This window comes from Rathayibacter tritici (assembly GCF_002932875.1).
GTDB lineage: Bacteria > Actinomycetota > Actinomycetes > Actinomycetales > Microbacteriaceae > Rathayibacter > Rathayibacter tritici.
The window spans coordinates 1-22,674 of sequence record NZ_PSWS01000016.1 but is presented as its reverse complement, the minus strand read 5'-3'; the positions used below and the strand labels follow the sequence as shown (position 1 = coordinate 22,674).

Sequence of the window (22,674 nt, the reverse complement as noted above, 5' to 3'; positions counted from 1 at the left end):
TGGCATCTCGCGAGAGGGAGGAACGGGGGAGGGCTAGGAGTTTGCGAGGACGGAGCGGGCGACGGACTCGGCCTTCGTGGCGTCGCCGGTAACGGTGATGCGCCACCAGACGTCCTCGGCCAGCGCGTCGATCTCGCAGACGCCCGCCGCGCAACCGGTGAGGGCCTTCTCGCCGAAACCGTCGAGCGGCTCGAGCGGGATCGCCAGGCCGGAGGTCAACGAGAGGTTGCGCCAGCCGTCATCCCCGTTCGGCAGCGCATCGACGGTCACGCCCGAGTAGGCCGCGCTGGCCGCATCGCTCCAGCTACAGGAGACGTACCCGGCCCGGGCCGCCGCCGCAGCGGATGCGGTCGTCGCCGTCCCGGTCCCGGCCGCCGCTGTCGGCTGCGCGAGCCCGGCGGCTCCGGTCAGCTGCTCGCCGGTGAGAACCTCGGTGCAGACGGGCGAAGGAGCGGTCACCGGCTCGTCGAGGGTGCCCAGGGCCGCCGCGGCCGTGCCGGTCGCGAGCGCCGCGAGGTCGATTCCCGCCGCAGCTCCTCGCAGCTGCAGGGTCACCCAGGTGGTGCCGGCGAGCAGGTCGAGGTCGCAGCTGCCGTCGGTGCAGGATCCGTAGGCCTCGACGTCGGTCGCGAGCCGCGGACCCGGGCGGCCGGCGAACGCCTCCGCCGCATCCTCGACCGCGGCCGCCGTGATCGACGCGTCCTCGTCGTACCAGGAGCAGCGGAGCAGTCCGCCGTTCTCCTCCGCCGCCTCGCGGATCAGCTCGCCCGAGGAGCGCGTCGTCACCTCGCGGCTGCCCTCGAGGCCGCTGCGGGCGACCCCGAGAGCCGTGGCCGCGCGCGACGCGGGCAGGAGGGAGTCGCAGCCCAGCCGGGTCGAGGCGGTGGGCGAGGCCGTCGGAGTGGCCGACGGAGTCGCCGAGGCTGTGGCGGACGGCGACGGCGACGGGGTCGGCGCGTCGGAGCGCTCGGCCGTGGTGCAGCCGCTGAGCCCGACGAGGAGCGCCAGCGCGACGCCGATCGCCGCCGCACGCGGGGAGCGCGCCGTCACGCGGCCAGCTCGCGCTCGATGGCCGCGGTGAACGCGTCGATGTCGTCCGCCGTCGTGTCGAAGGAGCACACCCAGCGGACCTCGCCGGTCGCCGGGTTCCAGTCGTAGAAGCGGTAGGCGGCGCGGAGCCGGTCGGCGACTCCGGGCGGCAGCGTCGCGAAGACCGCGTTCGCCTGGGTCTGCTGCGTGAACTCGAGCCCGCCGATCCGACCGTCGGCGATCGCCGCCTCGAGCCCCGAGCGCAGCCGCGCCGCCATAGCGTTCGCGTGCCGGGCCGAGCGCAGCCACAGGGGCTCCTCCTTGCCGCCGTCGCCGAGCAGCGCGAGCAGCTGCGCCGAGATGAAGCGCATCTTGGAGGAGAGCTGCATGTTGGTCTTGCGGAGGAACGTGAGTCCGGTCGAGGCCGCCGGGTCGAGCACGACGATCGCCTCACCGAGCAGGATGCCGTTCTTGGTGCCGCCGAACGAGAGCACATCGACGCCCGCATCCGAGGTGAAGGAGCGCAGCGGCAGGCCGAGCGAGGCCGCGGCGTTCGCGATCCGCGCGCCGTCCATGTGGAGCCGCATGCCGAGGCCGTGCGCGTGGTCGGCCAGCGCGCGCACCTCCTCCGGTGTGTAGACGGTGCCGAGCTCGGAGGACTGCGTGATCGAGACCACGAGCGGCTGGGCGCGGTGCTCATCGCCGAACCCCCACGCCTCCCGGTCGACCAGGCCGGGGGTGAGCTTGCCGTCGGGAGTGGGCACCGTGAGGATCTTGATCCCGCCAACCTTCTCGGGCGCTCCGCCCTCGTCGGAGGTGATGTGTGCGGTGGCGGCCGAAACGACGGCGCCCCACCGGGGGAGCATCGACTGCAGGCCGGTGACGTTGGCGCCGGTGCCGTTGAAGACGGGGAAGGCCTGCGCCTGCTCGCCGAACTCGCGGCGGAACGCGTCCTGCAGCCGCTCGGTGTACGCGTCCTCGCCGTACGCGATCTGGTGCGCCCCGTTGGCCGTTGCGATCGCGGCGAGGACCTCGTCGTGCACACCGGAGTAGTTGTCGGAGGCGAAGCCGCGGACATCGGGATCGTGCAGAGCGCTCATCCCTCCATCTTCGCAGCCCGCCGCTCGGAGGAGTCCCTGAGGCACCCTCGCTGCGCCCACCCCGCCGCCGCAGGCGTTTCGGGTAGGTCGACGGACGACGACCGAAAAGCCGATTGTCGTCAAGAAGTTGGTATCGGCTGGGAGGCAGGCCACTCTTGACGTATGCGCATGGACACGACGGGAGCTGTACGCGACATGCCTGCCCCTCCCGGGGTGGACGAGATCGCGGCTCGCTTCGGCGATCCCGTCCTCGCGTTCGCGCCGCAGCCGCGGTTAGAGGAGTTCGCCGCGGCGCAGACGATGGCGCTCGGCCGCTTCATCGAGATCTCCCTCTCGTACTCGTTCTTCAAGAACCCGCGCAATCGCGCCGACCCGGTGAACCACGTCCCGCTGACCCCCGAGCAAGACCGCGCGATCGAGCGTGCCGAGAACGACCACCTGCCGCCCTGGATGGTCGACCAGGTGACGCGGATGCGGTATCCGGTGCTCTGGGAGGCGGTGCGCACCTCCGTGCCGATCCCCGCCGAGCGCAGCCGGCCCCTGGAGTCGCGTCTCGCGGCGCACATGGGCGACGTGCTCCGCAACACTTTCCCGGGCCGTGTGCGCAGCCGTCGCGGCGGGATGCCGGTGGTCGCCGCCGCTCTTCGCGACGAGGACATCGTGCGCGGCGTCCCGGTGATCGTGGACGGGGAGGCGCTGCGCGGCTATCGCGTGGACACGGATCCGGATGTGGTCGCGATCGGCGCCCGCGTCGACGGCCGCTACATGACGGTCGTGCTTGACCGCACAATCGTGCCGGACATCCGGATGGAGTTCGTCCGTCGCAGCCCGCCCCGCCCGGCGGCCCCGCCCTCGCGGCGCTGACCACGCGGGTCGGCCCCCGACGTATCCGGCGGGCTGCGCCGCGGAACCGTCCAGCCGATCTCCGCATTCGTCGATGTCCGCAGGTTCGTCCATCCGCTGTCCACACCGGTGGACACCCGGCGCTCACGACTGCCCGGGCACCGCGATCCCGTGCTCGTAGGCGAACACCACCGCCTGGATCCGGTCGCGCACGCCGAGCTTCATCAGGATCTTCGACACATGTGTCTTCACGGTCGCCTCGCCCACGAACAGCTCGGCCGCGATTTCCGCGTTCGACCAGCCCCGCGCCAGATGTACCAGAACCTCGCGCTCGCGGTCCGTCAGCTCCGCGACTCCGGGGTGCTCGACGGCCGCGGGTGGACGCTCCGGCCCGGCCGCAAACCGCTCGATCACGCGCCGCGTGATGTCCGGAGTGAGCATCGCATCACCGCGGGCCACCACCTGCACGGCCTCGACCAATTCCTCCGGCGACGCGTTCTTGAGCAGGAACCCGCTCGCGCCGGCCGAGAGGGCGTCAAAAAGGTAGTCGTCGCGGTCGAAGGTGGTCAGGATGAGCACCCGCGAGCACAGGCGGGGGTCGGTGACGATCTCCCGGGTGGCTGCCAAGCCGTCGAGCCCGGGCATCTGCACGTCCATGCAGATCACGTCGGGGCACAGCTCCGAGGCCCGCTGCAGGGCCTCGAATCCGGTGCGCGCCTCGCCGACGACCTCGATCCCCGGCTCGGACTCGAGGACGATGCGAAAGCCAGCACGGACGAGTTCCTGGTCGTCGACGAGCAGCACGCGCACGTGCTCGGTCATGGGCGGTCCCCGCTCGCTCGCTCCTGGCGCCCCCACGACGCCTCCGACGACGCTACCGGGTCGCCCCCCACCGGAACGTCCGCGTCCAGGATGCTCGCCCGGACGGGGGACAGCGGAACCCGAGTGTGCACGAGATAGCCACCCTCCCTCGGCCCCATCTCGATCCAGCCGCCGACTGCCGCCGCTCGCTCACTCATGCCGGTGTGGCCCAGGCCGCAGGAGGCGGGGGCGCTGGGGTGCGGGCCGGAGCCGCCGTCATCGGCGATCTCGAGTTCGACGGCGTCGGGGGCGTAGCGCAGGCGCACCTCGGCGTGCGCGCCGCGTCCCGCGTGCTTGCGGACGTTCGTGAGCGACTCCTGCGCGATGCGGTAGAGGCTCAGCCCCACCGTCGCCGGGATCTCGCGGGGCGTGCCGAGCGTGCGGAACGCGGTGGGCAGTCCTGAGCCGTTCGAGGCGGCGACCAGCTCCTCGAGCTGGGCGACTCCGCGGGTCGAGGCGGCGTCGGTGAGCGGATTCGGGACCGCGTCCTCGGCGCGCAGGGCGACCAGGATGCGGTGCAGCTCCTCGATCGCCGAGCGCGCGTCGCTCTCGATCGCGCTGAGCGAGGCGGCGGCCCGCTCGGGATCGCGCGCTAGGACCCGCCGCGCCGCTCCGGCCTGCACCCCCATCACACTCACGTGATGCGCGACCACGTCGTGCAGCTCGCGCGCGATCCGCAGCCGCTCCGACGACAGCGCCCGCTGGGAGGACCGCACGCGCTCATCGTCGAGCTCGGCAGTGCGCGCCTTGAGCGCCTCGAGCCGCCGGACCGACTGCCAGGACGCCTCGCCGAAGACGTAGGAGCTGCCGAAGTAGAGCAGGTTGGAGACCACCGCGAGAGCCGACTCCGCCGCGTAGGGCGAGAGCAGGCCGGGGGAGTCGTCGACCGGCACCGAGCTGCCGAAGTACTCGCCCGTGGCGAGCGTGGTGAGCAGCCAGCCCAGCATCCCGACGGCGATCACCACTCGGACGACGAGGGCCGCCCGCCGGTTCCGGCCCCACGCGCCGACGGAGTACAGGGCGAAGAACAGGCAGATCTGCCCGAACAGCGACTCCGGCACCTGCAGCACGATCCCGAGCGCGTAGACGACCGAGAGGCCGACCGCGACGCTCGCGGGGAAGCGCCGACGCAGCGCGAGCGGGAGCGTGATCGAGCCTGCCCAGAGGGCGCTGACGATCGGGTGCGTCGCATCGGGGAAGCCCGCGGAGGTGTACAGCGCGATGGAGGTGAGCGTCGCCATCAGCAGGATCCCCGCGGTGACCGCGTCGCGCGCGTACCCCGCGCGGCTCGGCGCTCGCCGGACCCAGCCCGCGTCGAGCGGGTCCGCGGCTGCGTCACCTGAGGGCATGCGCCCCACGCTAACGGACGACGGTCAGCAGGCGGAGCCGCGGGAGGAGGCGGAGCGAGCCCGCCGCCTCCCGCGCGCCGCCTCAGTCCCGGCCGGTGATGCCGCGGGTCGAGGCGATGACGTCGCCCATCTTCTTCCCGAGGGCTTCGTAGAACATCGACAGTGGGAACTCGTCGTCCAGCACGGCGTCGGTGAGGCCTCGCGGGGCCCCGAGGAGCACCTCATCCGGGAGCCCGCGTGCCCAGGCGGAGGCGGGGTGCGGCGTGAGCGTCGCTGCGATCAGCTGGTGAGCGGCCAGCCAGTGCGCCGTCTTCGGTCGGTCGATTGAGCGCCAGTAGAGCTCGTCGATCGCGTCCGAGAGGGCGACGACCACGTCCGCGACGCCGTCCCACTCCAACGCCAGCCGGGTGTCGGTCCAGTGCAGCACGCCGCGCTGGTGCAGCCAGGCGAAGAGCAGCTGGCCGCCGAGGCCGTCGTAGTTGCGCACCCGGGATCCGGTGAGCGGGAAGCGGAAGAGCCGGTCGAACAGGATCGCGTACTGGACGAAGCGCGAGCGCTCGGCGAGCGCCTCCTGCTCGTCGTCGCGGCGCTCCAGCGCGCCGAGGCGGCGCCCGATGGCGACGGCCTCGCGGAACGCGGTGAGGTCGCAGCGCAGCTCTTCCAGGGAGTAGAGGAAGAACGGCATCCGCTGCTTGATCATGAACGGATCGAACGGCAGGTCTCCGCGCATGTGGGTGCGGTCGTGGATGAGGTCCCACATCACGAAGGACTCCTCGGCCAGGCGCTGGTCGGCGAGGAGGCGCTGCGCGTCCTCCGGCAGTTCGAGCCGCGTGATCTGCGCGGCCTCCGTGACGACGCGGCGGAATCGGGCCGCCTCGCGGTCGGCGAAAATCGCACCCCAGGTGAAGGACGGGACGGAGCGCATCGCGACCGTCTCGGGGAACAGCACCGCGCTGTCGGTGTCGTAGCCGGCGGTGAAATCGAGGAAGCGCACCGGCACGAAGAGAGCGTTGGAGTAGTCGCCCGCCTCCAGCTCGGCGACGAACCGCGGCCAGACGACCTCGACCAGGACGGCCTCGACGTGGCGATCGCGGCTGCCGTTCTGCGTGTACATCGGGAAGACCACGAGGTGGCGGCGGCCGTCCACGCGGTCGAGTTGCGGCTGGAAAGCGGTGAGGGAGTCGAGGAAGTCGGGCACCCCCAGCCCGTCGGCGCTCCAGCGCTCGAGGTCCACGACGAGCGCATCGAGGTAGGCCGCGTCGTGCGGGAAGGTGGGGGCGAGGGTGCGGATTCCGGCGACGATCCGCTCGACGAGGGCCCGGGCGTCTGCAAGGCGCTCCGGCTCGGCGAGCGAGCCGTCCTGCGCCTGCAGCGGATGCAGCGCTGTGGCAGCGGCGACGAGGTCCAGCCAGGCGGCGGAGTTCTCCACGCGGTCTTCGACGACCTCGGGTTCTCCGACGACGGTGCTGTGCACGACATGCGACATGGTGATCCTCCTCACGCTGGTGATACGGGGTGTTCGGAGCGGAATGCGCTCCGACTTCGAGCGTATGGGCGCAGCGGCGCGCTTTTCTTGCGTTGTGGTGGAGCGATGCGGCGAACTCGCTGTCTGGTGCGCACGTCTGCGCTGCGCCTCGGGGACCCTGCGGCCAGGATTCACCCAGGTTCCATACAGGCCAAAGCCCCCCATTCGGGGCTAGATTACTCCGCACTCCGTTTTTGGCCCGTCATCGGGTCGAGGATGGGGCGACACAGTGTCCGCATCCCGAGTGCGGGGACATCCGATCGAACCGGCGCGCCGAACACCCTGGTGGCGCGCTCGATCGACGAGCCACCCCGAGAGAGAGGATCGGAGCGCGTGACGGGACCCGAACCCGGAAGCGACCAGAGAACAGCCAGCATCGACCACCACCCCGAGAACCTCCGTCTGCTCCCCTGGTCGCAGGCGGACGCCGCGATCCTCCGCGACACCCTCGCGCAGGCGAACGGTGAACTCGAGAGCGAGAGCGAGATCCTCGTGCGTCACGACCGCTACCTGCGCGGTTGGGCGGACGGAGATGCGTTCTTCTACGTGGTCGAGCTGAACGGTGTCTCCGTCGGCTCCATCGGCTATTGGTACGGCTCCTCGCGCGGCGTACTCGCTTACGAGGCGGCCTGGAACATCGTTCCGCACGCCCGCGGCGTCACCGTGAACTCTGTGCGGCTGCTGCTCGAGGAGGCCGCGGAGCACCCCGTGCCGCGCTTCGTGCACGCCTTCGTAGCGCAGGGCGACCTCGATGCCAGCGCGACCTGCGTCGAGGCCGGATTCGACCGGGTCGATCTCGTCGAGCAGGGCGACCCGCCGGCGCTCTATGTCGACTGGGCGTTCGACCTGGCCGCCGTGGGCTGATCAGAGGGCGTGGCGCTCCAGCCACGGGCGCAGCACCGCGAGGAACTCCTCGGGGCGCTCAAGGCTGGGCAGGTGCGCGGCGTCCTCGAGCACACGTAGCTCCGCCCCGCTCACCGCGGCGGCGAGGTACTCGCAGACGGGCAGCGACTCGGACAGGTCGTGCGCGCCCACCACGACGAGGGTCGGTACGGCGATCTCCCCGAGCCGCTCGCGTGCGGGCCGGGGCAGCTCGATCGGGCGCGGCGCCTCCGATTCGTGGCCGACGCCTGCGAGAGCGAGTTCCCGCACCTGTGCGAGGAACTCCGGATCGACGTCGCCAGCCGAGCGGTCGGGGCCCACGGCCCACAGCTCCGCCTCGCGGATCGTCGCCGCCTCCTGCTCCCCGGCGAGTTCCAGCGCCTCGACCTGCGCGAAGCGGCGCTCCTCCTCCGTGGTCAGCGCGGGGTAGTCGAAGCCGGCCAGGCCGGGAGCGATCGCCACCAGGCCGCTCACCCGCTCCGGGTGCTCGAGCGTCAGATCCAGGGCCAGGGTGCCGCCTCGCGAGCAGCCGATGACCACCGCACGCTCGACTCCCAGGTGATCGAGCAGATCCAGGGCGTCTCGTCGCGGGTCGAACTCGACGTCCGCCGTGCTCGTGCCGCCGGCCCCGCGGACGTCGTAGCGAATCACCAGGCGCTCGCGCGCGAGGTTCGGGACGAGCGGATCCCACATCCGCAGGTCGGCGATGCCCGCGTGCACGAGCAGCAGGGCGGGCGCGGAGGCGTGGCCGTCCGCCTTCCAGTGCAGGCTCGCGCCGGGGACCTCGAGATGCGGCATGCCCGACACCGTAGGCGTGCTGCGCGGTCGCTGCAACGGCCACTGCCGCCCCCGTCCCCCTCCGCGAGTGCCACTTAGGAGGCTGACGCGCCGGGCGGAATCATATAGTCGTTGCGACGCTTCGATAGTTCGGAGTGTTTACGTCATGGGTTCCTGCTCGGGGTCGTCGGTTTGGTGGGGAGGCGAGGGAGGTGTCTGTGGCTCTCGTGCTCGAGGGGGTCGGGGAGCATGCGGCCGCGTGCGCGGTGGGCGCGTCGTCTCGGTCGGGTCCGGAGTGGTAGCGGCAGCCTGGTGGTCTGCGACCTAATCACGGGAACGCGGGGTCGGGGATTGCGGATCCTGCGCTGGCTGAACAGGTCGGCGAGGGGCGGTATCTGTCGTTGCGTGAGCGGTTGATGATCGAGGTTCGACGTCAGGACGGGTGGTCGTTCGCTCGAATCGGTGCTGCGATCGGTCGGGACCGTTCGATTGTTCGGCGTGAGGTTCGTCGGGCGTCGCGGACGGTCGGCGTGTTACGAGCGGCTTTGGCTCGTCATCACGCGCACCAGCTGGGGCGGCGCTCGAAGATCCCGAAGCACGCATCGACGCCGGAGTTGGCGTGGTTCGTGACGGAAGCGATGGATGCTGACTCGAGCCCGAAGCTGATCAGGCGATTATTGACGGATCTGTTCCCCAAGGATGGAGGAAAGCGTAGATTTCCAAGCGCTGGATCGTGTGCTCTGAATAGGCCTCAGGTTCTAGCGTGCAGTTCGCTCAGCCACACAGTGGACGGTAAGGTGCGTATCGCACCGGTGCCTAGCGGTGGCGCCGCGCTCAAGGGGATGACCAATGCACACGTTGACTGGAAAACGAGTAGCTAAGTTCGCGAGAGACTTCGGATTTGACGGCGACGAGTCCGATCAGTTCGAGCGCTATGTTGCAGCCAACTACCTTTTCCCGTATGTGCGTGACGATGTCCGGCAGATCGAGCGATCCGTTCTCGGAGGAGCTAGCGACGAGGGCATCGATATCGCGGCCGTCGTGGTCAATGGGCAGCTCGTTTTTGAGCCCTCGGAGATTGATTACCTGATTGCCGATCAAACGTCAAACTCTGTCAGGATCATCTTTATTCAGGCGAAAACTAGCGAGTCCTATGACTCAAAGCTGATCGCGAAGTTCCTCCACGGCATCGAGACTGTAACCAAGTATGCAATCAAGCCGAAAAGCCTTCCGCTTCCAGCGCCGTTGGTCGACCTCGCCAACCTCATCGACCGGATCGCGGAGAGCGGCGACAAGTTCCAAGACACGCGAATTCCATGCGAATTGTTCTACGTGACGACCAGCTCGAACGACGGCGAGAGCGCGCGCAAGGAGCTGCAAGTTTCACAAGCTATCAGCCGCATTCAAGAACTCGGTATCTACTCCGAGAACCTGCAACTTCGGACGCACGGTCATGATGCTCTGGCCGCCAAACTTAAAGAGCGCCACGGACCTCAAAATATTCGATTTACTTTCGAGAAGCGACAGACCATACCGGCCACGGACCGAGTAAGCGAGGCTTACATTGGTCTAATCTCTGGTGCTGAGGCATTGAAGTTGCTGACGGACGACATCGGCAACATGCGCCCTGGCATCTTTGATGATAACGTCCGTCTCGACCTCGGCAACCACAACCCCGTCAATACTCGAATAATCGGCACACTTCAAAGCTCCGACCGAGAGCATTTCCCCTTCCTGAACAATGGCCTGACCATCATTGCTACCGCACTTCGTGGTTCCGGAGACCGGTTCTTCATTTCTGGGTACCAGATCGTCAACGGAGGTCAGACAAGTCATCAGTTGGTTCGTTGGGCGGCGAGCGATGCGGTGAAATCGGATCCGAAGCTAATGGAAGAGCTTTGGATTCCAGTCAAGATCGTTAGCTCGAGCGACCCGGGAGTGCGCACTAGCGTAGCCATCGCCACTAACCTGCAAACGCCTATCGGCGCTGCTGATATCCAAGCGAGTTCGCAAGTGGCTAAAAATGTCGAAGAGTATTTCGGGCAGTCGGGCATCGATGGCCTCCGCTATTGCGGCAGAATCAGGGGTCCGCTCTCGACTTCCCACGGACGAGGGTTGTGACCACTTCCGAACTCAACCGGGCCGTCGCCGCAGCATTGTTCGGGGATTCGTCGCGCGCCATTGGCTCGCCCAAGGAGCTCGAAGCTGAAGGCTCGTTCGTGTGGGGCGACTACCCCGTCGAAGCCTTCTATTACGCAGCGTGGATCCTCTACCGCGTAGATCGCTTTTTCGCTCGAACGCCTGAGTCAAGCACTCTGAAGGCTGCAAGATACCACATCGCCATGATGGTGTCGGCGCTGATTAACCCGGAAATCGTTCCAATCTTCGAAAGTGCGAACCTTGATGATGCGAGCAAGCGGTTGAAGATGCCCAAGAAGCTGACCTACGTGGTTTCGGTTCAAGCTTTCGCCGAGAAGATTGAGTCGGCGATCGTGACGGCTGTTCAACTAGCAACTGAGCAATTCCAGGTAGTCCTGGATGAGGGCAGAAGCTTGCGTAAGGATGATGTACGCAGCCGCCGCAGTCAGGAGGCGTTGCTGCAGAGAGCGAAGAGCTTGAGCGCAAATTCCTGAAGATGCGCGTCGACTAACTCGCTTCGACCCCTCGCAATACGATCGGTCGGCACTGGCTGAAATCAGTTAACGCCGAGTCCGCGTAGGCCCCAGATACAAGCCACCAGCGAGTCTCGTGTCCCACCGGATACGGGACGACTGAGATTGTCAAAACCGCTTGCGCGTGTGAGGCCGACGCGAGGTGAGCCGTATGAGTGCGCATCACAGAGGACGAGCCCAGAGGTCGCCACCCGCTGCCCGTCCGGTTCACACGCGCTGGAGTGCTCGCTCGCACGACGGTGCTAGGGGTGCCCACTGTCGGTGGCTACGTCTAGCATGAGATGGTCAGCCGTATCGAAGCCACCGTGATAGGTAGGGGAACCCTGGTCAAGAGGAGCGGCGGCGCTCCCTACCTGCAGCTGACATGCCATGTTGGTCGCGCCGCCGCCACCGACCATGATGGTGATGGCACGACCACGGCACGATGTGGGTGGTCTCGAGTAGTGTCGTGTCCGTAGTAGATCTGAAGGAGCACCGTGAACGCGGACCTAACCTCTATCGAAATTTGCACCGGTGCGGGAGGCCAGGCCCTCGGCTTGGAGCAGGCAGGCTTCGCCCACGAAGCTCTCGTTGAGCTCGAGCACGCGGCTTGCCAGACCCTCAAGCTCAACCGCCCCGAGTGGAACGTCATGGAAAAGGACCTCCTCACCTGGTCAGGCGCCGATTACAAGGGTGTCGACCTGCTCGCGGGCGGCGTACCCTGCCCGCCGTTCTCCAAGGCAGGCAAGCAGCTCGGCGCGGAGGACGAGCGCAACTTGTTCCCGAAGGCTATCGAGCTGGTCGATGAAATTCGCCCCAAGGCCGTCATGTTCGAGAACGTCCGAGGACTGCTCGACGCCGTCTTCGACATGTACCGCCTCGATGTCGAAGGTCAGCTCAAGAAGATGGGCTACACGGGAGGATGGCGCCTTATAAACGCCTCTGACTACGGGGTTTCGCAACTGCGGCCCCGCGTCATCTTCACCGGAGTCCGGAACGAATACGCCGATGACTTTCATTGGCCGACGCCCCAAGAAGCCACTCCTCTGACCGTGGGCGAACTGCTGCACGACCTGATGGCAGCCAACGGCTGGGAGGGTGCTGGCGAGTGGGCGAGGAACGCTTCCACCATTGCACCCACGCTGGTTGGTGGGTCTAAGAAACACGGCGGACCGGACCTCGGCCCTACTCGCGCAAGAGCGGCTTGGGCGATGCTGGGTGTGAACGGTAAGTCCCTCGCCGACGAAGCCCCTGAGTCCGGCTTCGAGGGGATGCCGAGGCTGACCGTTCGCATGGCTGCACGTCTTCAGGGCTTCCCCGATGAGTGGAAGTTGTTTGGCCGAAAGACGGCTGCATACCGGCAGGTTGGAAACGCCTTCCCGCCGCCTGTTGCCGCGGCAGTCGGAAATCAAATCAGCGCAGCGTTGACAAAGCGCCGACTCCACGCCGTCGCGTAGTGGAGCTCAATCGCAGTACGGCTGCGTTTGCTGAGGCTCGTCGCCAGTTCCACGCGGGTCTGCTGATGGGATCGATTTTGACCCTTAGTGACAATGGCGTGCCCAGTAACGCCGACAGGAATAACACCACGAGCGTCAAATACGCCAAACGGATGGCCGAGAGTCTCCGTGTAGAGACAATTGCCGAGCGACGAGCGGGACAAACTTCCGGGAACGAGTTCGAGTCGGCCACCGCGGCTTTCCTCAACGCAACCTTCCCTGCGCTGCAAGCCCTTCGTCCCGGAGACTGGGAAATCAGGAAGGTCGGCGGGCGCGGAGCGGCCGCACAGGCCTCTGTCTTTGAGCAGTACGCGCATCTCGTCGAGCTCAACGCTGCCGTGCGAGCCAATCCTCAGCTGCAAGCGGTGCTCGGGAACGGGTACACCATCGCCCCTGACATCGTCGTGTCGCGCGCGCCAGTCGACGACAGGGTAATCAACGCTCAGGAAGTCCTCGTCGACGAGACCGTTGCTCTCCACACGGCTATGCGGTCATCGAATCAGACCCGCCGCATCTTGCACGCGGTCGTGTCCTGCAAGTGGACGATCCGAAGCGATCGAGCGCAAAACTCGCGCTCAGAGGCTCTCAACTTGATCCGCAACAGGAAGGGTCGACTCCCCCATATCGCCGTCGTCACGGCTGAACCGCTTCCCTCGCGGATCGCATCTGTGGCGCTTGGTACAGGCGACATCGACTGCGTCTACCACTTCGCTCTCCCGGAGCTAGTTGAAGCTGTAGAGCACGAAGGTCACGGAGACGCTACCGAATCGTTGCACATGATGATCGAGGGAAAGCGACTCAAAGACATCGCTGATCTGCCCCTCGACCTCGCTGTTTGAGGCTTACGTGACCCTAATGGAAAGCAGCGTATGCAGCGGTTCGCTTCCTGATCTTTGGTCATCCCTCACGTCTCCCGTAGCGGCTACATGACCGACCTGCTCCTGCATTTGGTCGGTGCCTCAGGGCAAGGCGCGACGAACTTGATGACAGCCCTCGAACAGCTCTGCCTCGTCTATCCCGAGCACCTCAACCATTACCGCTAAACCCGAGACTCCGCCCACTTACACACACAACTTGACAAGCTCCGATTACCGGTCGCTCTACGTCAAGACCCGCGGGGTTTTGCGCGCTGACCTCGCGAAACAGCTCTCCACGCACCGCACCGCCCGCAAGAGCAGCAGCTCGACCAGGCCCGTTTCGCCTTACCGGACGGCGTTCATAATCTCCGACCGTCCCGCGGAGATTGAGGACCGCGCGGTCCCTGGGCACTGGCAGGGCGATGTGATGATCGGCGTCGGCTCGCGGTCCGCGATCGGAACCCTCGTGGAACGGACCACCCGTTACACGATCCTGCTGCATCTGCTCGGAGATCACACCGCGGACACAGTCGCTACGGCGATGATCACCGCGATGAAAGACCCCCCGAACAGCTCCGCGGGTCGATCACGTGGTACCGCGGCACCAGACTCGCCGACGACCGTCGCATCACGAAAGAGCTCGACACGCCCGTGTTCTTCTGCGACCCGCACTCCCCCTGGCAGCGCGGCACGAATGAGAACACCAACCGCCTCTTCCTGCACTGGGTCGAGAAAGGCTCCGACCTCGCTCACTGGGCACTACAAGAACTCGTACACGTCGCCTCGGCCTTGAACCACCGACCCGGCCCACCCTCGAAATGAAGGTCCCCATCGTCGCCTTCGCCGCCCTGCTCGAACAAGAAGCAGCAGAGTAAACACAACGCGTTGCAACGGCCACTAGATACTGCCCCGGCCGGAGGCGTCATAGATCGCATCTCGCGGAGGGCGACGTGGGCCTGGTCGACGCAGTCGCGCTCCCGGAGCTCCCTCTCCTCCGTGTCCCTCGTCCTGGGTCGGCTGCGGTGGCGCGGAGCCCGTCGCGCCCGGGGGGCCGTCGCTTAGGCTCTCTGCAATGAGCACCACCTCCGCCTCTCGCCGCGCCTCCGGCAGGCCGCGCCGCCGTCGCGGCCTCTGGATCACGCTGATCGTCCTCCTCGTCCTGCTGATCGGCGCTGTCGTCGTTGTGCTCCTCGGGGTGCGCACCTACGACAAGGCGATGACGGTCCGCGACAAGCTCACCGAGGCGATCCCGCTGGTCTCGCAGGTCACCGGCAAGCTCACGGCGTTCGACACCTCGGGAGCGGAGGCGACGGCCGCGCAGATCGCGACGCTCACCGGTGAGGCGCGGGACGAGACCGACGACCCGGTGTGGCGGGTGATGGAGGTCGTCCCGTACCTCGGCCCGAACCTGTCCGCCGTCCGTGCCGCGACAGAGATCGCCGACGACATCTCCGGCAAGATCGTCACTCCGCTCTCGACGACCTCGCTCGACATCCTCAAGCCGGTCGGCGGCAAGGTCGACCTCGCCGCGATCACCGAGCTCTCGCAGAAGATCACGGTCGCCAAGGGAGTCGTCGATCAGGCGCAGGCCCGGGTCTCGGGGGTCGACCGTGAGCAGCTCGTCCCGCAGGTCTCCTCCGCCCTCGACTCCTTCAGCCCGCAGCTGGCCACGGCGACCGCGGCGATGGACCAGGTCGAGCCGCTGACCGCGATCCTGCCGGATTCGCTCGGCGCCTCCGGCCCGCGGCACTACCTCGTGCTGTTCCAGAACCTCGCAGAGTCCCAGGCGCTCGGCGGCGGCGCCTCCTCGGTGATGCAGCTCGACGTCGACGGTGGTGCGATCTCGATCGGCCGCCAGCAGTCCAGCTCGGACTTCAGGGGCCTGGAACCGGTCACCGTCGAGGAGAGCGCGCTCGACACCATCGGCCCCAACCTCGCGACGACCTTCAACGTCTCGACGAGCCGGCCCGACTTCCCCACCGCGGCGTCGATCGCCTCGCAGTTCTGGGCCCAGAAGTTCCCCGAGCAGAAGATCGACGGCGCGCTCGCCATCGACCCCGTCGCCCTCTCCTACCTCCTCGCCTCGACCGGCCCGGTCACTCTCACCGACGGCACGGTCCTCACCAGTGACAACACCGTCTCGACGCTGCTCAACGAGGTCTACTTCCGCTACCCCGCCTCCGTCGTCGGCGAGCGGACGGATGAGTTCTTCTCCGAGGCGAGCGCCACGATTCTGGGCAAGATCCTCGGTGGAGAGATGGAGCCGACGACGATGCTGCCGGCGATCGTGAAGGCGGTCGGCGAGAGTAGGATCCTGGCCTTCAGCTCGGACGCCGACGAGCAGGCGCTCCTCTCGCCCACCCCGATCGCGGGCGTGCTGCCGGGCTCGACCGCCGAGAGCACGACGACGGGCGTGTTCTTCCAGGACGCGTCCCGCGGATCGAAGATGGACTACTACCTCAAGACGGCAGTCGCGCAGTCGAGCGTCGATCGTTGTGCCGCGTCCGGCGCGGTCTTCTCGACGTCCGTCACCGTCACGAACACGATCACGAAGTCCGTGGCTCAGGGCCTGCCGGCCTACGTCGCCGCGGCGGGTGGTCGGGGCCCGTATCCGCTCGGCGACTTCGTGACCAACATCTACGTCTACGGTCCTCCCGGCACGAGTATCGCCGAAGCGTCCTGGGGCGACGGCACCGGTTACGACCCGCAGACGTTCGAGGACCTCGGCCGTCCCGTCTCCAAGGTCGCCGTGCAGCTTGCGCCGGGGGAGTCCAAGACGTTCGACGTGCAGTTCAGCGCCGGTGAGAGCACAGGTTTCGGGAACCAGGCCGTGCGCGTCACTCCGATGATCAATCCGACGACGGTGACCGTCAGCGACGAGCCCGGCTGCGGCTGAGGGCCGCCCGGCTCGGCGCTACGCCAGCGCCGAGCCGGGAATCGAGCTGGTGACGAGCCAGGAGGCGAGGAACGCGGCGCCGACGCAGAGTGCGAATCCGACGATCGGGATCCAGAACGAGCGACGGCCGACGAGGTGTCGGATGACCGTGACGCCGACGGCGATCAGCGTCAGGGCGGGTGGAGCGAGGAGCGCGATCGAGACGCCCCAGTCGATCCGGTCGAAGTCGCAGGCGAAGTTCTGGCCCTCGCACTGAGCGGGGAAGACGGAGAGGACCGCGGCGAGATAGCCCAGCACGATGCAGAGTAGGCCGAGCGCGAGGCAGCCGAGGACGGAGAGCACCAGGTCCCAGCGGCGCCGGTGCGGCTTCCCGGCGGCGATGATCTCGCGGACGGAGCGGTACGCGTCCGTGCGGAACTCGTCCCGGGCGGCGGCGGGCCGGGCGGGAGCGGGCCGGGCGGGAGCGGGGCGGGCCGGAGCGGCCGTGGCGCCCTGAGGCCGCGCGCGCTTCTTCTTCGACGAGGCCATGCTCAGAAGATCATCGGACGGTCGTCGTCCAGGGTCGTCTCGAGGTCGAGGTCGACCACCACCGGCACATGGTCGCTCGGGGCGTCGCCCTTGCGCTCGTCGCGGTGGATCGATGCTCCGGTGACCAGCTCGCCGAACGCGGGGGAGCCGAGCACGAAGTCGATCCGCAGACCCTCGTTGCGCGGGAAGCGCAGCTGCTTGTAGTCCCAGTAGGTGTAGCCCTCGGGGACGAGCGGGCGAACGACGTCGCGCAGGCCCGCGGCCCCGAAGGCGGAGAAGGCCGCGCGCTCGGGGACCGAGACGTGCGTGGATCCGGGGCCCAGGCTCGGGTCGCCGACATCGCTGTCGAGCGGAGCGACGTTCCAGTCGCCGACCAGCGCGAGGGGCAGATCGGGCTCAGCGGCCAGCCATTCGCGAGCGCTCGCCGCAAGGGCCGCGAGCCAGTCGAGCTTGTAGTGGTAGTGCGGGTCGTCGACCGCGCGGCCGTTCGGGACGTACAGGCTCCAGACGCGGACTCCGTCGACGGTCGCGCCGATCGCGCGGGCCTCGAGCGGGTAGCTGCCGTCAGCCGCCGGCTCCTTGGCGAATCCGGGCATGCCGGGAAACCCGATCTGTACGTCTTCCATCGGCAGTCGGGAGGCGATGCCCACACCGTTCCACTGGCTGAGGCCAACCATCTCGACGTGGTAGCCGGCGTCGGCGAAGGCCTCGTGCGGAAACTGTTCGGGCTTGCACTTGAGCTCCTGCATGGCCAGCACGTCGATGTCCTCGCGCACGAGCCAGTCGACGACGCGGCCGGTGCGGGCCCGGATGGAGTTCACGTTCCAGGTGGCGATGCGCATCCTGAAAGTGTAGGAGCCGCCGCCGACACGTCGGCTTCGGGCGGATGAGAGGCGGGTATCCGCTCATCGGATTGCGGAACGGGTGTCGGTGGTCGATGGTTGACTTGCCGCGTTCCTGAGCGGCCGCCTCCGCCCCACCCCCCCCTGCCCGCCCCGGAGGACCCATGATCCTGCTCCGACTCGCGTCGTCGTACGCGAAGCCCTACCTGCGCTGGGTGGTCGCCGTCGTCGTGCTGCAGCTCGTCGCGACGCTCGCCGCCCTCTACCTGCCGAGCCTCAACGCCGAGATCATCGACCAGGGCATCGGCCGCGGCGACACCGACTTCATCTGGGCCACGGGGATGACCATGCTCGGCGTCTGCCTGGTGCAGGTCGCGGCGGCGATCGCCGCCGTCTACTTCGGCGCCCGCACCGCGATGTCCGTCGGTCGCGACCTGCGCCGCGACGTCTACCGCCGCGTCGACTCGCTGAGCGGGCTCGAAGTGGGCGGCTTCGGCACCGCCACCCTGATCACCCGCGGCACGAACGACGTGCAGCAGGTGCAGATGCTCGTGCTGATGACCCTCAACTTCATGGTGTCCGCACCGATCATGTGTGTCGGCGGCATCGTCTTCGCGCTGCGCGAGGACGCAGGGCTCTCCTGGCTGGTCTGGGTGTCGGTTCCGCTGCTGTTCGTCGTCGTCGGCGTCCTGGTGTTCCTGCTGCTGCCGCTGTTCCGCCTGATGCAGGACCGGATCGACGGAATCAACAGCGTGCTCCGCGAGCAGATCACGGGCATCCGCGTGGTGCGCGCCTTCGTGCGCGAGCCGTTCGAGTCGGAGCGGTACCGCAGAGCCAACGCGGCGATCACTGAGGTGTCGATCAAGGTCGGCAACATCTTCGTGCTGATGTTCCCAGCGATCATGATGATCCTGCACCTCGCCACCGCCGCCGTGCTGTGGTTCGGTGGGCAGCGGGTCGACGCCGGTCAGATGCAGGTGGGCTCGCTGACCGCGTTCCTGCAGTACCTCCTCCAGATCCTCACCGCGGTGATGATGGGAGTCTTCATGGTGATGATGATCCCGCGTGCGGTCGTCTGCGCCGAGCGGATCCAGCAGGTGCTCGACGCTCGCACCAGCCTGACCACCCCCGAGGGCGGTGTCCGGACGCCGACGGGCGGCCGCGTCGAGTTCTCGGGGGTCGTCTTCGGCTACCCGGGTGCCGAGCGCCCCGTGCTCTCGGGGATCGACGTCGTCGCGGAGCCGGGCCGCACCACCGCCGTCGTCGGCTCCACCGGCGCTGGCAAGACGACGCTGCTCGGCCTCGTGCCGCGACTGTTCGACCCGCAGGAGGGCACCGTCACGATCGACGGCGTGCCCGTCTCCTCCCTCGACCGGGCGCAGCTCGCCCAGGTGATCGGGCTCGTCCCCCAGCGGCCCTACCTCTTCTCGGGCACGATCGCCTCGAACCTGCGCTTCGGCCGGCCCGACGCGACCGACGCCGAGCTCTGGGAGGCGCTGCGCATCGCCCAGGGCGAGGACTTCGTGCGGAGGAAGGAGCACGGGCTCGACGAACCGGTCTCGCAGGGCGGGACGAACGTGTCGGGCGGGCAGCGCCAGCGGCTCTGCATCGCGCGCGCGCTCGTTGCCAGGCCCCGGGTCTACCTCTTCGACGACTCGTTCTCGGCGCTCGACGTCGCGACGGATGCGCGGCTGCGGGAGTCGCTGGCCCAGGCCACTACCGACGCGACCGTGATCATCGTGGCGCAGCGGGTGTCGACGATCCGCCACGCCGACCAGATCGTCGTGCTCGACGCGGGCCGGGTGGTCGGCCGCGGCACGCACGACGAGCTCTGTGAGACGAATCCGACCTACCGCGAGATCGTCGAATCCCAGTTGAGCGTCGAAGGAGTGTCCTGAGATGGCGCGCGCACGCGAGACGACCGCCGCCACGTCCACCGCCGCGGAGACGGAGTCCCTCGAGCCGGAGTTCGACCCCGGCGAGGGCGACGGCGGGATGTTCGGCGACGGACCGCCCGCCCGCAAAGCCCAGAACTTCTGGCCCTCCGCCAAGCGCCTGTTCGCGCTGCTCGGGCCCGAGCGCGCGCGGATGATCCTCGTGGTCGCCCTGGTCTCGCTGTCGGTCGTCCTCACCGTCATCGCCCCCAAGATCCTCGGGCAGGCGATGGACACGATCTTCAACGGAGTGATCGGCTCGGGTCTGCCCGCGGGCGTCCCGCTGGAGCAGATCATCGAGCAGCAGCGCGCCTCGGGCAACGGCACTTTCGCCGACATGCTCTCGAAGACCGACATTGTTCCCGGTCAGGGCATCGACTTCGTGGTGCTCGGCCGCCTGATCATCGTCGTGCTCCTGATGTACGTGGTCGCGTCGGTGCTGATGTGGGCGCAGGGCTACCTGCTCAACGGGCTCGTGATGCGCGTGGTCTACGGTCTCCGCCAGGACATCGAGGCCAAGCTCAACCGGCTCCCGCTGCGCTTCTTCGACACTCGCCAGCGCGGTGACGTGATGTCGCGCGTCACCAACGACGTCGACAACATTCAGACGGCGCTTCAGCAGGCCTTCTCGCAGCTGGTGCAGTCGGTGCTGACCATCATCGGAATTGCGGCAATGATGTTCATCGTCTCCTGGCAGCTCGCGCTGATCGCGCTGGTCTCGATCCCGCTCTCGGGCGTGATCGCGGGAGTGATCGGCGCCCGCTCGCAGAAGCTCTTCGCCGCGCAGTGGAAGAACACCGGCGCGCTGAACGGCCACATCGAGGAGACCTTCTCCGGCCTCGAGATCGTCCGCGCCTTCGGCCGCGACCGCGAGATGCTCGAGGAGTTCGATCGCCGCAACGACAGCCTCTACACCGCATCGTTCGGCGCCCAGTTCGTCTCGGGCATGATCATGCCGGCGATGACGTTCGTCTCCTACCTCTCCTACGTGCTGATCGCCGTGGTCGGCGGCCTGCGCGTCGCCTCCGGGCAGCTGACGCTCGGCGACGCGACCGCGTTCATCCAGTACTCCCGCGAGTTCACCCAGCCGGTGACGCAGCTCGCGAGCATGGCCAACATGCTCCAGTCGGGCGTCGCGTCGGCCGAGCGCACCTTCGAGCTGCTCGACGCCGAGGAGCAGGATCCGGAGACGGCCACCGCGTCGCTCCCGCAGCGCACCGATGGGCACGTCGAGTTCGAGAGCGTGTCCTTCTCGTACGACCCGGAGCAGCCGCTGATCGAGGAGCTGACCTTCTCGGCGCAGCCCGGGCAGACGGTCGCCATCGTCGGCCCCACCGGAGCCGGTAAGACGACGCTGGTGAACCTGGTCATGCGCTTCTACGAGCTCACCGGCGGGCGGATCCTGGTCGACGGAGTCGACATCACCAGCCTCGCCCGCGGCGACCTGCGCTCGCGGGTGGGCATGGTGCTGCAGGACGCGTGGCTCTTCGAGGGCACGATCCGCGAGAACATCCGCTACGGCCGCCTGGACGCGACCGACGACGAGATCGTCGATGCGGCGAAAGCCACGATGGTCGACCGCTTCGTCCGCCGACTGCCCGGCGGTTACGACACGGTGCTGGACGCCGACGGCGGCAGCGTCTCGGCCGGTGAGCGGCAGCTGATCACGATCGCTCGGGCGTTCCTCGCCAATCCGTCGCTGCTGATCCTCGACGAGGCAACCTCTTCGGTGGACACCCGCACCGAACTGTTCGTGCAGCACGCGATGAACGCGCTGCGCACCGACCGCACCTCGTTCGTCATCGCACACCGTCTCTCGACCATCCGCGACGCCGACACCATCCTGGTGATGGAGTCGGGTTGCATCGTCGAGCAGGGCGCGCACGAGGCGCTCCTGAAGCAGCGGGGTGCCTATTACGAGCTGTACATGACCCAGTTCCGAGGAGGCGCCGACGAGGCGGGCGAGCACGCCGCAGCGGGCGCGCTCCCGGGCGGGGGAGGGGGCGCCCCGTAGAGTAGGCGCGTGACCGACGCACGCCACCAGCTCATCGAGTACATCGGCTCCGATGCCGTCTTCCACGGGGACTTCACCCTCACCAGCGGCGCACAGGCGTCGTATTACGTCGACCTGCGGCGGGTGAGCCTCGACCACCGCGTCGCCCCGCTGATCGGGCAGGTCATGCTCGACCTGATCGCGCCGATCGAGCGCGTCGACGCGGTCGGCGGCCTCACGATGGGAGCCGATCCGATCGCCGCCGCGATCCTGCACCAGGGCGCCGCTCGGGGGCTCTCCTACGACGCGTTCGTCGTGCGCAAAGAGCCCAAGGACCACGGCCGCGGTCGGCAGGTCGAGGGCCCCGACCTCGAGGGCAAGCGCGTCGTGGTCGTCGAGGACACGTCCACCACCGGTGGTTCCCCGCTGACGGCGATCGAGGCCCTGAGAAAGGTCGGCGCTGAAATCGCCGGAGTCGCCGTCGTTGTCGACCGTGCGACCGGGGCCCGCGAGATCATCCAGGACGCCGGCTACCCGTACTTCGCGGCGATCGGTCTGGCCGACCTCGGCCTGAGCTGATGGTCGACAAGGGCGGACGCGACGGAGGCTCGGATGAGCACCCGGAGCCGGAGGACCGCGAGATCGAGGGCCGGGAGTCGACTCCTCACAGGAACGAGCGTCCCGAGCCGGATCGTCCCGTCGGCAGTAGCGAGTGGCTGCTCCAGCAGCTCAGCGGTGGCCGGCTGAAGAGCATCTTCGACTCGCCTCGGCCCCCTGCTCCGGTGCAGCGGCCGACGGAGGACGGTGCCGGATCGGCGGTGAACGGATCCGAGGCGGCGGCGGCCGACGCACCGAGCGCGTCGGCGAGGTCGGGGTCGGAGCGACCCGTGGAAGCCGAGTCCGCACCGCGCCACGGCCCTGCTGCTCCGGTCGGTCTCTGGCCGGGAGAGCCCGTGCTGAGTGCGGCGCCCGCACCCGTCGAGGACGGCGAGTCCGGCGACACGTCTGCCGACGACTCAACCCCGGACCGCGCCGACGCCCCTCCCGCCGCCGCCTCGGATCCGTTCACCGCCGATCCGGCACCGTCCTCCGTCGGCCGCTGCACCGGAGC

General features: G+C 68.0%; 19 protein-coding genes and 1 pseudogene. 12 read left to right on the top strand and 8 right to left on the bottom strand.

Annotated elements, in window-relative coordinates; all coding sequences use genetic code 11:
• Positions 1-33 precede the first annotated feature (33 nt).
• A complete protein-coding gene (locus C5D07_RS02695; RefSeq protein WP_068250441.1) occupies positions 34-1,050 on the bottom strand; it encodes a hypothetical protein in 1,017 nt (338 codons plus the stop codon).
• A complete protein-coding gene (locus C5D07_RS02690) occupies positions 1,047-2,129 on the bottom strand; it encodes a threonine aldolase family protein (RefSeq protein WP_068250443.1) in 1,083 nt (360 codons plus the stop codon). The genes C5D07_RS02695 and C5D07_RS02690 overlap by 4 nt, the downstream gene beginning before the upstream one ends.
• Positions 2,130-2,324: 195 nt before the next feature.
• Between C5D07_RS02690 and C5D07_RS02685 the strand changes: the two genes are divergently transcribed.
• Entirely contained in the window at positions 2,325-2,993 is a 669-nt protein-coding gene (locus tag C5D07_RS02685; RefSeq protein ID WP_146076735.1) for a hypothetical protein, read from the top strand.
• A gap of 123 nt (positions 2,994-3,116) precedes the next feature.
• On the opposite strand, the gene C5D07_RS02680 is transcribed toward C5D07_RS02685, so the two are convergent.
• The 3 genes from C5D07_RS02680 to C5D07_RS02670 all read right to left on the bottom strand — a co-directional run bounded on the left by C5D07_RS02680 (position 3,117) and on the right by C5D07_RS02670 (position 6,668).
• Positions 3,117-3,794, bottom strand: a complete 678-nt coding sequence (locus C5D07_RS02680; protein WP_068250449.1) for a response regulator — start codon at positions 3,792-3,794, stop codon at positions 3,117-3,119.
• Entirely contained in the window at positions 3,791-5,182 is a 1,392-nt protein-coding gene (locus C5D07_RS02675; RefSeq protein WP_068250452.1) for a sensor histidine kinase, read from the bottom strand. The genes C5D07_RS02680 and C5D07_RS02675 overlap by 4 nt, the downstream gene beginning before the upstream one ends.
• 82 nt (positions 5,183-5,264) lie before the next feature.
• Positions 5,265-6,668 carry a DUF6421 family protein gene (locus C5D07_RS02670; RefSeq protein WP_104258612.1) on the bottom strand — a complete coding sequence of 468 codons (1,404 nt, stop codon included), beginning with the start codon at positions 6,666-6,668 and terminating at the stop codon, positions 5,265-5,267.
• Between the two features lie 372 nt (positions 6,669-7,040).
• Between C5D07_RS02670 and C5D07_RS02665 the strand changes: the two genes are divergently transcribed.
• Positions 7,041-7,571: a GNAT family N-acetyltransferase gene (locus tag C5D07_RS02665; protein WP_068250458.1), complete on the top strand. Its 531-nt coding sequence runs from the start codon at positions 7,041-7,043 to the stop codon at positions 7,569-7,571.
• Here C5D07_RS02665 and C5D07_RS02660 read toward each other — a convergent pair whose 3' ends face one another.
• Positions 7,572-8,387 (bottom strand): alpha/beta fold hydrolase, encoded by an 816-nt coding sequence (locus C5D07_RS02660; protein ID WP_068250467.1) that lies wholly within the window; start codon positions 8,385-8,387, stop codon positions 7,572-7,574.
• A 296-nt stretch (positions 8,388-8,683) separates the two neighbouring features.
• On the opposite strand from C5D07_RS02660, the gene C5D07_RS16365 reads away from it, so the two are divergent.
• The 6 genes from C5D07_RS16365 (at position 8,684) to C5D07_RS02630 (ending at position 16,266) form a co-directional block, all read left to right on the top strand.
• The gene (locus C5D07_RS16365) at positions 8,684-9,247 is read left to right on the top strand and encodes a helix-turn-helix domain-containing protein (protein ID WP_373408361.1); all 564 of its coding nucleotides are present in this window, start codon (positions 8,684-8,686) and stop codon (positions 9,245-9,247) included.
• A complete protein-coding gene (locus C5D07_RS02650; protein WP_068250469.1) occupies positions 9,216-10,487 on the top strand; it encodes an AIPR family protein in 1,272 nt (423 codons plus the stop codon). The genes C5D07_RS16365 and C5D07_RS02650 overlap by 32 nt, the downstream gene beginning before the upstream one ends.
• Positions 10,484-10,999, top strand: a complete 516-nt coding sequence (locus C5D07_RS02645) for a hypothetical protein (RefSeq protein ID WP_068250472.1) — start codon at positions 10,484-10,486, stop codon at positions 10,997-10,999. The genes C5D07_RS02650 and C5D07_RS02645 overlap by 4 nt, the downstream gene beginning before the upstream one ends.
• A gap of 515 nt (positions 11,000-11,514) precedes the next feature.
• Positions 11,515-12,474 (top strand): DNA cytosine methyltransferase, encoded by a 960-nt coding sequence (locus C5D07_RS02640; RefSeq protein WP_068250475.1) that lies wholly within the window; start codon positions 11,515-11,517, stop codon positions 12,472-12,474.
• Positions 12,474-13,352: an NgoMIV family type II restriction endonuclease gene (locus C5D07_RS02635; protein WP_084415722.1), complete on the top strand. Its 879-nt coding sequence runs from the start codon at positions 12,474-12,476 to the stop codon at positions 13,350-13,352. Before C5D07_RS02640 ends, C5D07_RS02635 begins: the two co-directional genes overlap by 1 nt.
• A 1,090-nt stretch (positions 13,353-14,442) precedes the next feature.
• Positions 14,443-16,266, top strand: coding sequence for a DUF4012 domain-containing protein (locus tag C5D07_RS02630; protein ID WP_104258611.1), 1,824 nt, complete (start codon positions 14,443-14,445; stop codon positions 16,264-16,266).
• Between the two features lie 18 nt (positions 16,267-16,284).
• On the opposite strand, the gene C5D07_RS02625 is transcribed toward C5D07_RS02630, so the two are convergent.
• Positions 16,285-16,794 (bottom strand): DUF6264 family protein, encoded by a 510-nt coding sequence (locus tag C5D07_RS02625; protein WP_068250481.1) that lies wholly within the window; start codon positions 16,792-16,794, stop codon positions 16,285-16,287.
• Between the two features lie 2 nt (positions 16,795-16,796).
• The gene (locus C5D07_RS02620) at positions 16,797-17,636 is read right to left on the bottom strand and encodes an exodeoxyribonuclease III (protein WP_068250485.1); all 840 of its coding nucleotides are present in this window, start codon (positions 17,634-17,636) and stop codon (positions 16,797-16,799) included.
• Between the two features lie 164 nt (positions 17,637-17,800).
• On the opposite strand from C5D07_RS02620, the gene C5D07_RS02615 reads away from it, so the two are divergent.
• From C5D07_RS02615 to C5D07_RS02600, 4 genes and pseudogenes are all read left to right on the top strand, one after another.
• Positions 17,801-19,534, top strand: a complete 1,734-nt coding sequence (locus C5D07_RS02615) for an ABC transporter ATP-binding protein (RefSeq protein ID WP_068250488.1) — start codon at positions 17,801-17,803, stop codon at positions 19,532-19,534.
• A 1-nt stretch (position 19,535) separates the two neighbouring features.
• Complete coding sequence (locus tag C5D07_RS02610) at positions 19,536-21,584, top strand: ABC transporter ATP-binding protein (RefSeq protein ID WP_068250491.1); 2,049 nt, start codon at positions 19,536-19,538, stop codon at positions 21,582-21,584.
• 9 nt (positions 21,585-21,593) lie between these two features.
• Positions 21,594-22,142, top strand: a complete 549-nt coding sequence (gene pyrE, locus C5D07_RS02605) for an orotate phosphoribosyltransferase (protein WP_104258610.1) — start codon at positions 21,594-21,596, stop codon at positions 22,140-22,142.
• Positions 22,142-22,674: pseudogene (locus C5D07_RS02600) on the top strand (hypothetical protein); the annotation flags it as partial. The gene pyrE and the pseudogene C5D07_RS02600, both read left to right, overlap by 1 nt.

Excerpts from the sequence above, each read along its gene's own strand:
- C5D07_RS02690 (WP_068250443.1), bottom strand. The coding sequence starts at position 2,129 with ATGAGCGCTCTGCACGATCCCGATGTCCGCGGCTTCGCCTCCGACAAC.
- C5D07_RS02685 (WP_146076735.1), top strand. The coding sequence starts at position 2,325 with ATGCCTGCCCCTCCCGGGGTGGACGAGATCGCGGCTCGCTTCGGCGAT.
- C5D07_RS02680 (WP_068250449.1), bottom strand. The coding sequence starts at position 3,794 with ATGACCGAGCACGTGCGCGTGCTGCTCGTCGACGACCAGGAACTCGTC.
- C5D07_RS02675 (WP_068250452.1), bottom strand. The coding sequence starts at position 5,182 with ATGCCCTCAGGTGACGCAGCCGCGGACCCGCTCGACGCGGGCTGGGTC.
- C5D07_RS02670 (WP_104258612.1), bottom strand. The coding sequence starts at position 6,668 with ATGTCGCATGTCGTGCACAGCACCGTCGTCGGAGAACCCGAGGTCGTC.
- C5D07_RS02660 (WP_068250467.1), bottom strand. The coding sequence starts at position 8,387 with ATGCCGCATCTCGAGGTCCCCGGCGCGAGCCTGCACTGGAAGGCGGAC.
- C5D07_RS02650 (WP_068250469.1), top strand. The coding sequence starts at position 9,216 with ATGCACACGTTGACTGGAAAACGAGTAGCTAAGTTCGCGAGAGACTTC.
- C5D07_RS02630 (WP_104258611.1), top strand. The coding sequence starts at position 14,443 with ATGAGCACCACCTCCGCCTCTCGCCGCGCCTCCGGCAGGCCGCGCCGC.
- C5D07_RS02625 (WP_068250481.1), bottom strand. The coding sequence starts at position 16,794 with ATGGCCTCGTCGAAGAAGAAGCGCGCGCGGCCTCAGGGCGCCACGGCC.
- C5D07_RS02620 (WP_068250485.1), bottom strand. The coding sequence starts at position 17,636 with ATGCGCATCGCCACCTGGAACGTGAACTCCATCCGGGCCCGCACCGGC.
- C5D07_RS02615 (WP_068250488.1), top strand. The coding sequence starts at position 17,801 with ATGATCCTGCTCCGACTCGCGTCGTCGTACGCGAAGCCCTACCTGCGC.
- C5D07_RS02610 (WP_068250491.1), top strand. The coding sequence starts at position 19,536 with ATGGCGCGCGCACGCGAGACGACCGCCGCCACGTCCACCGCCGCGGAG.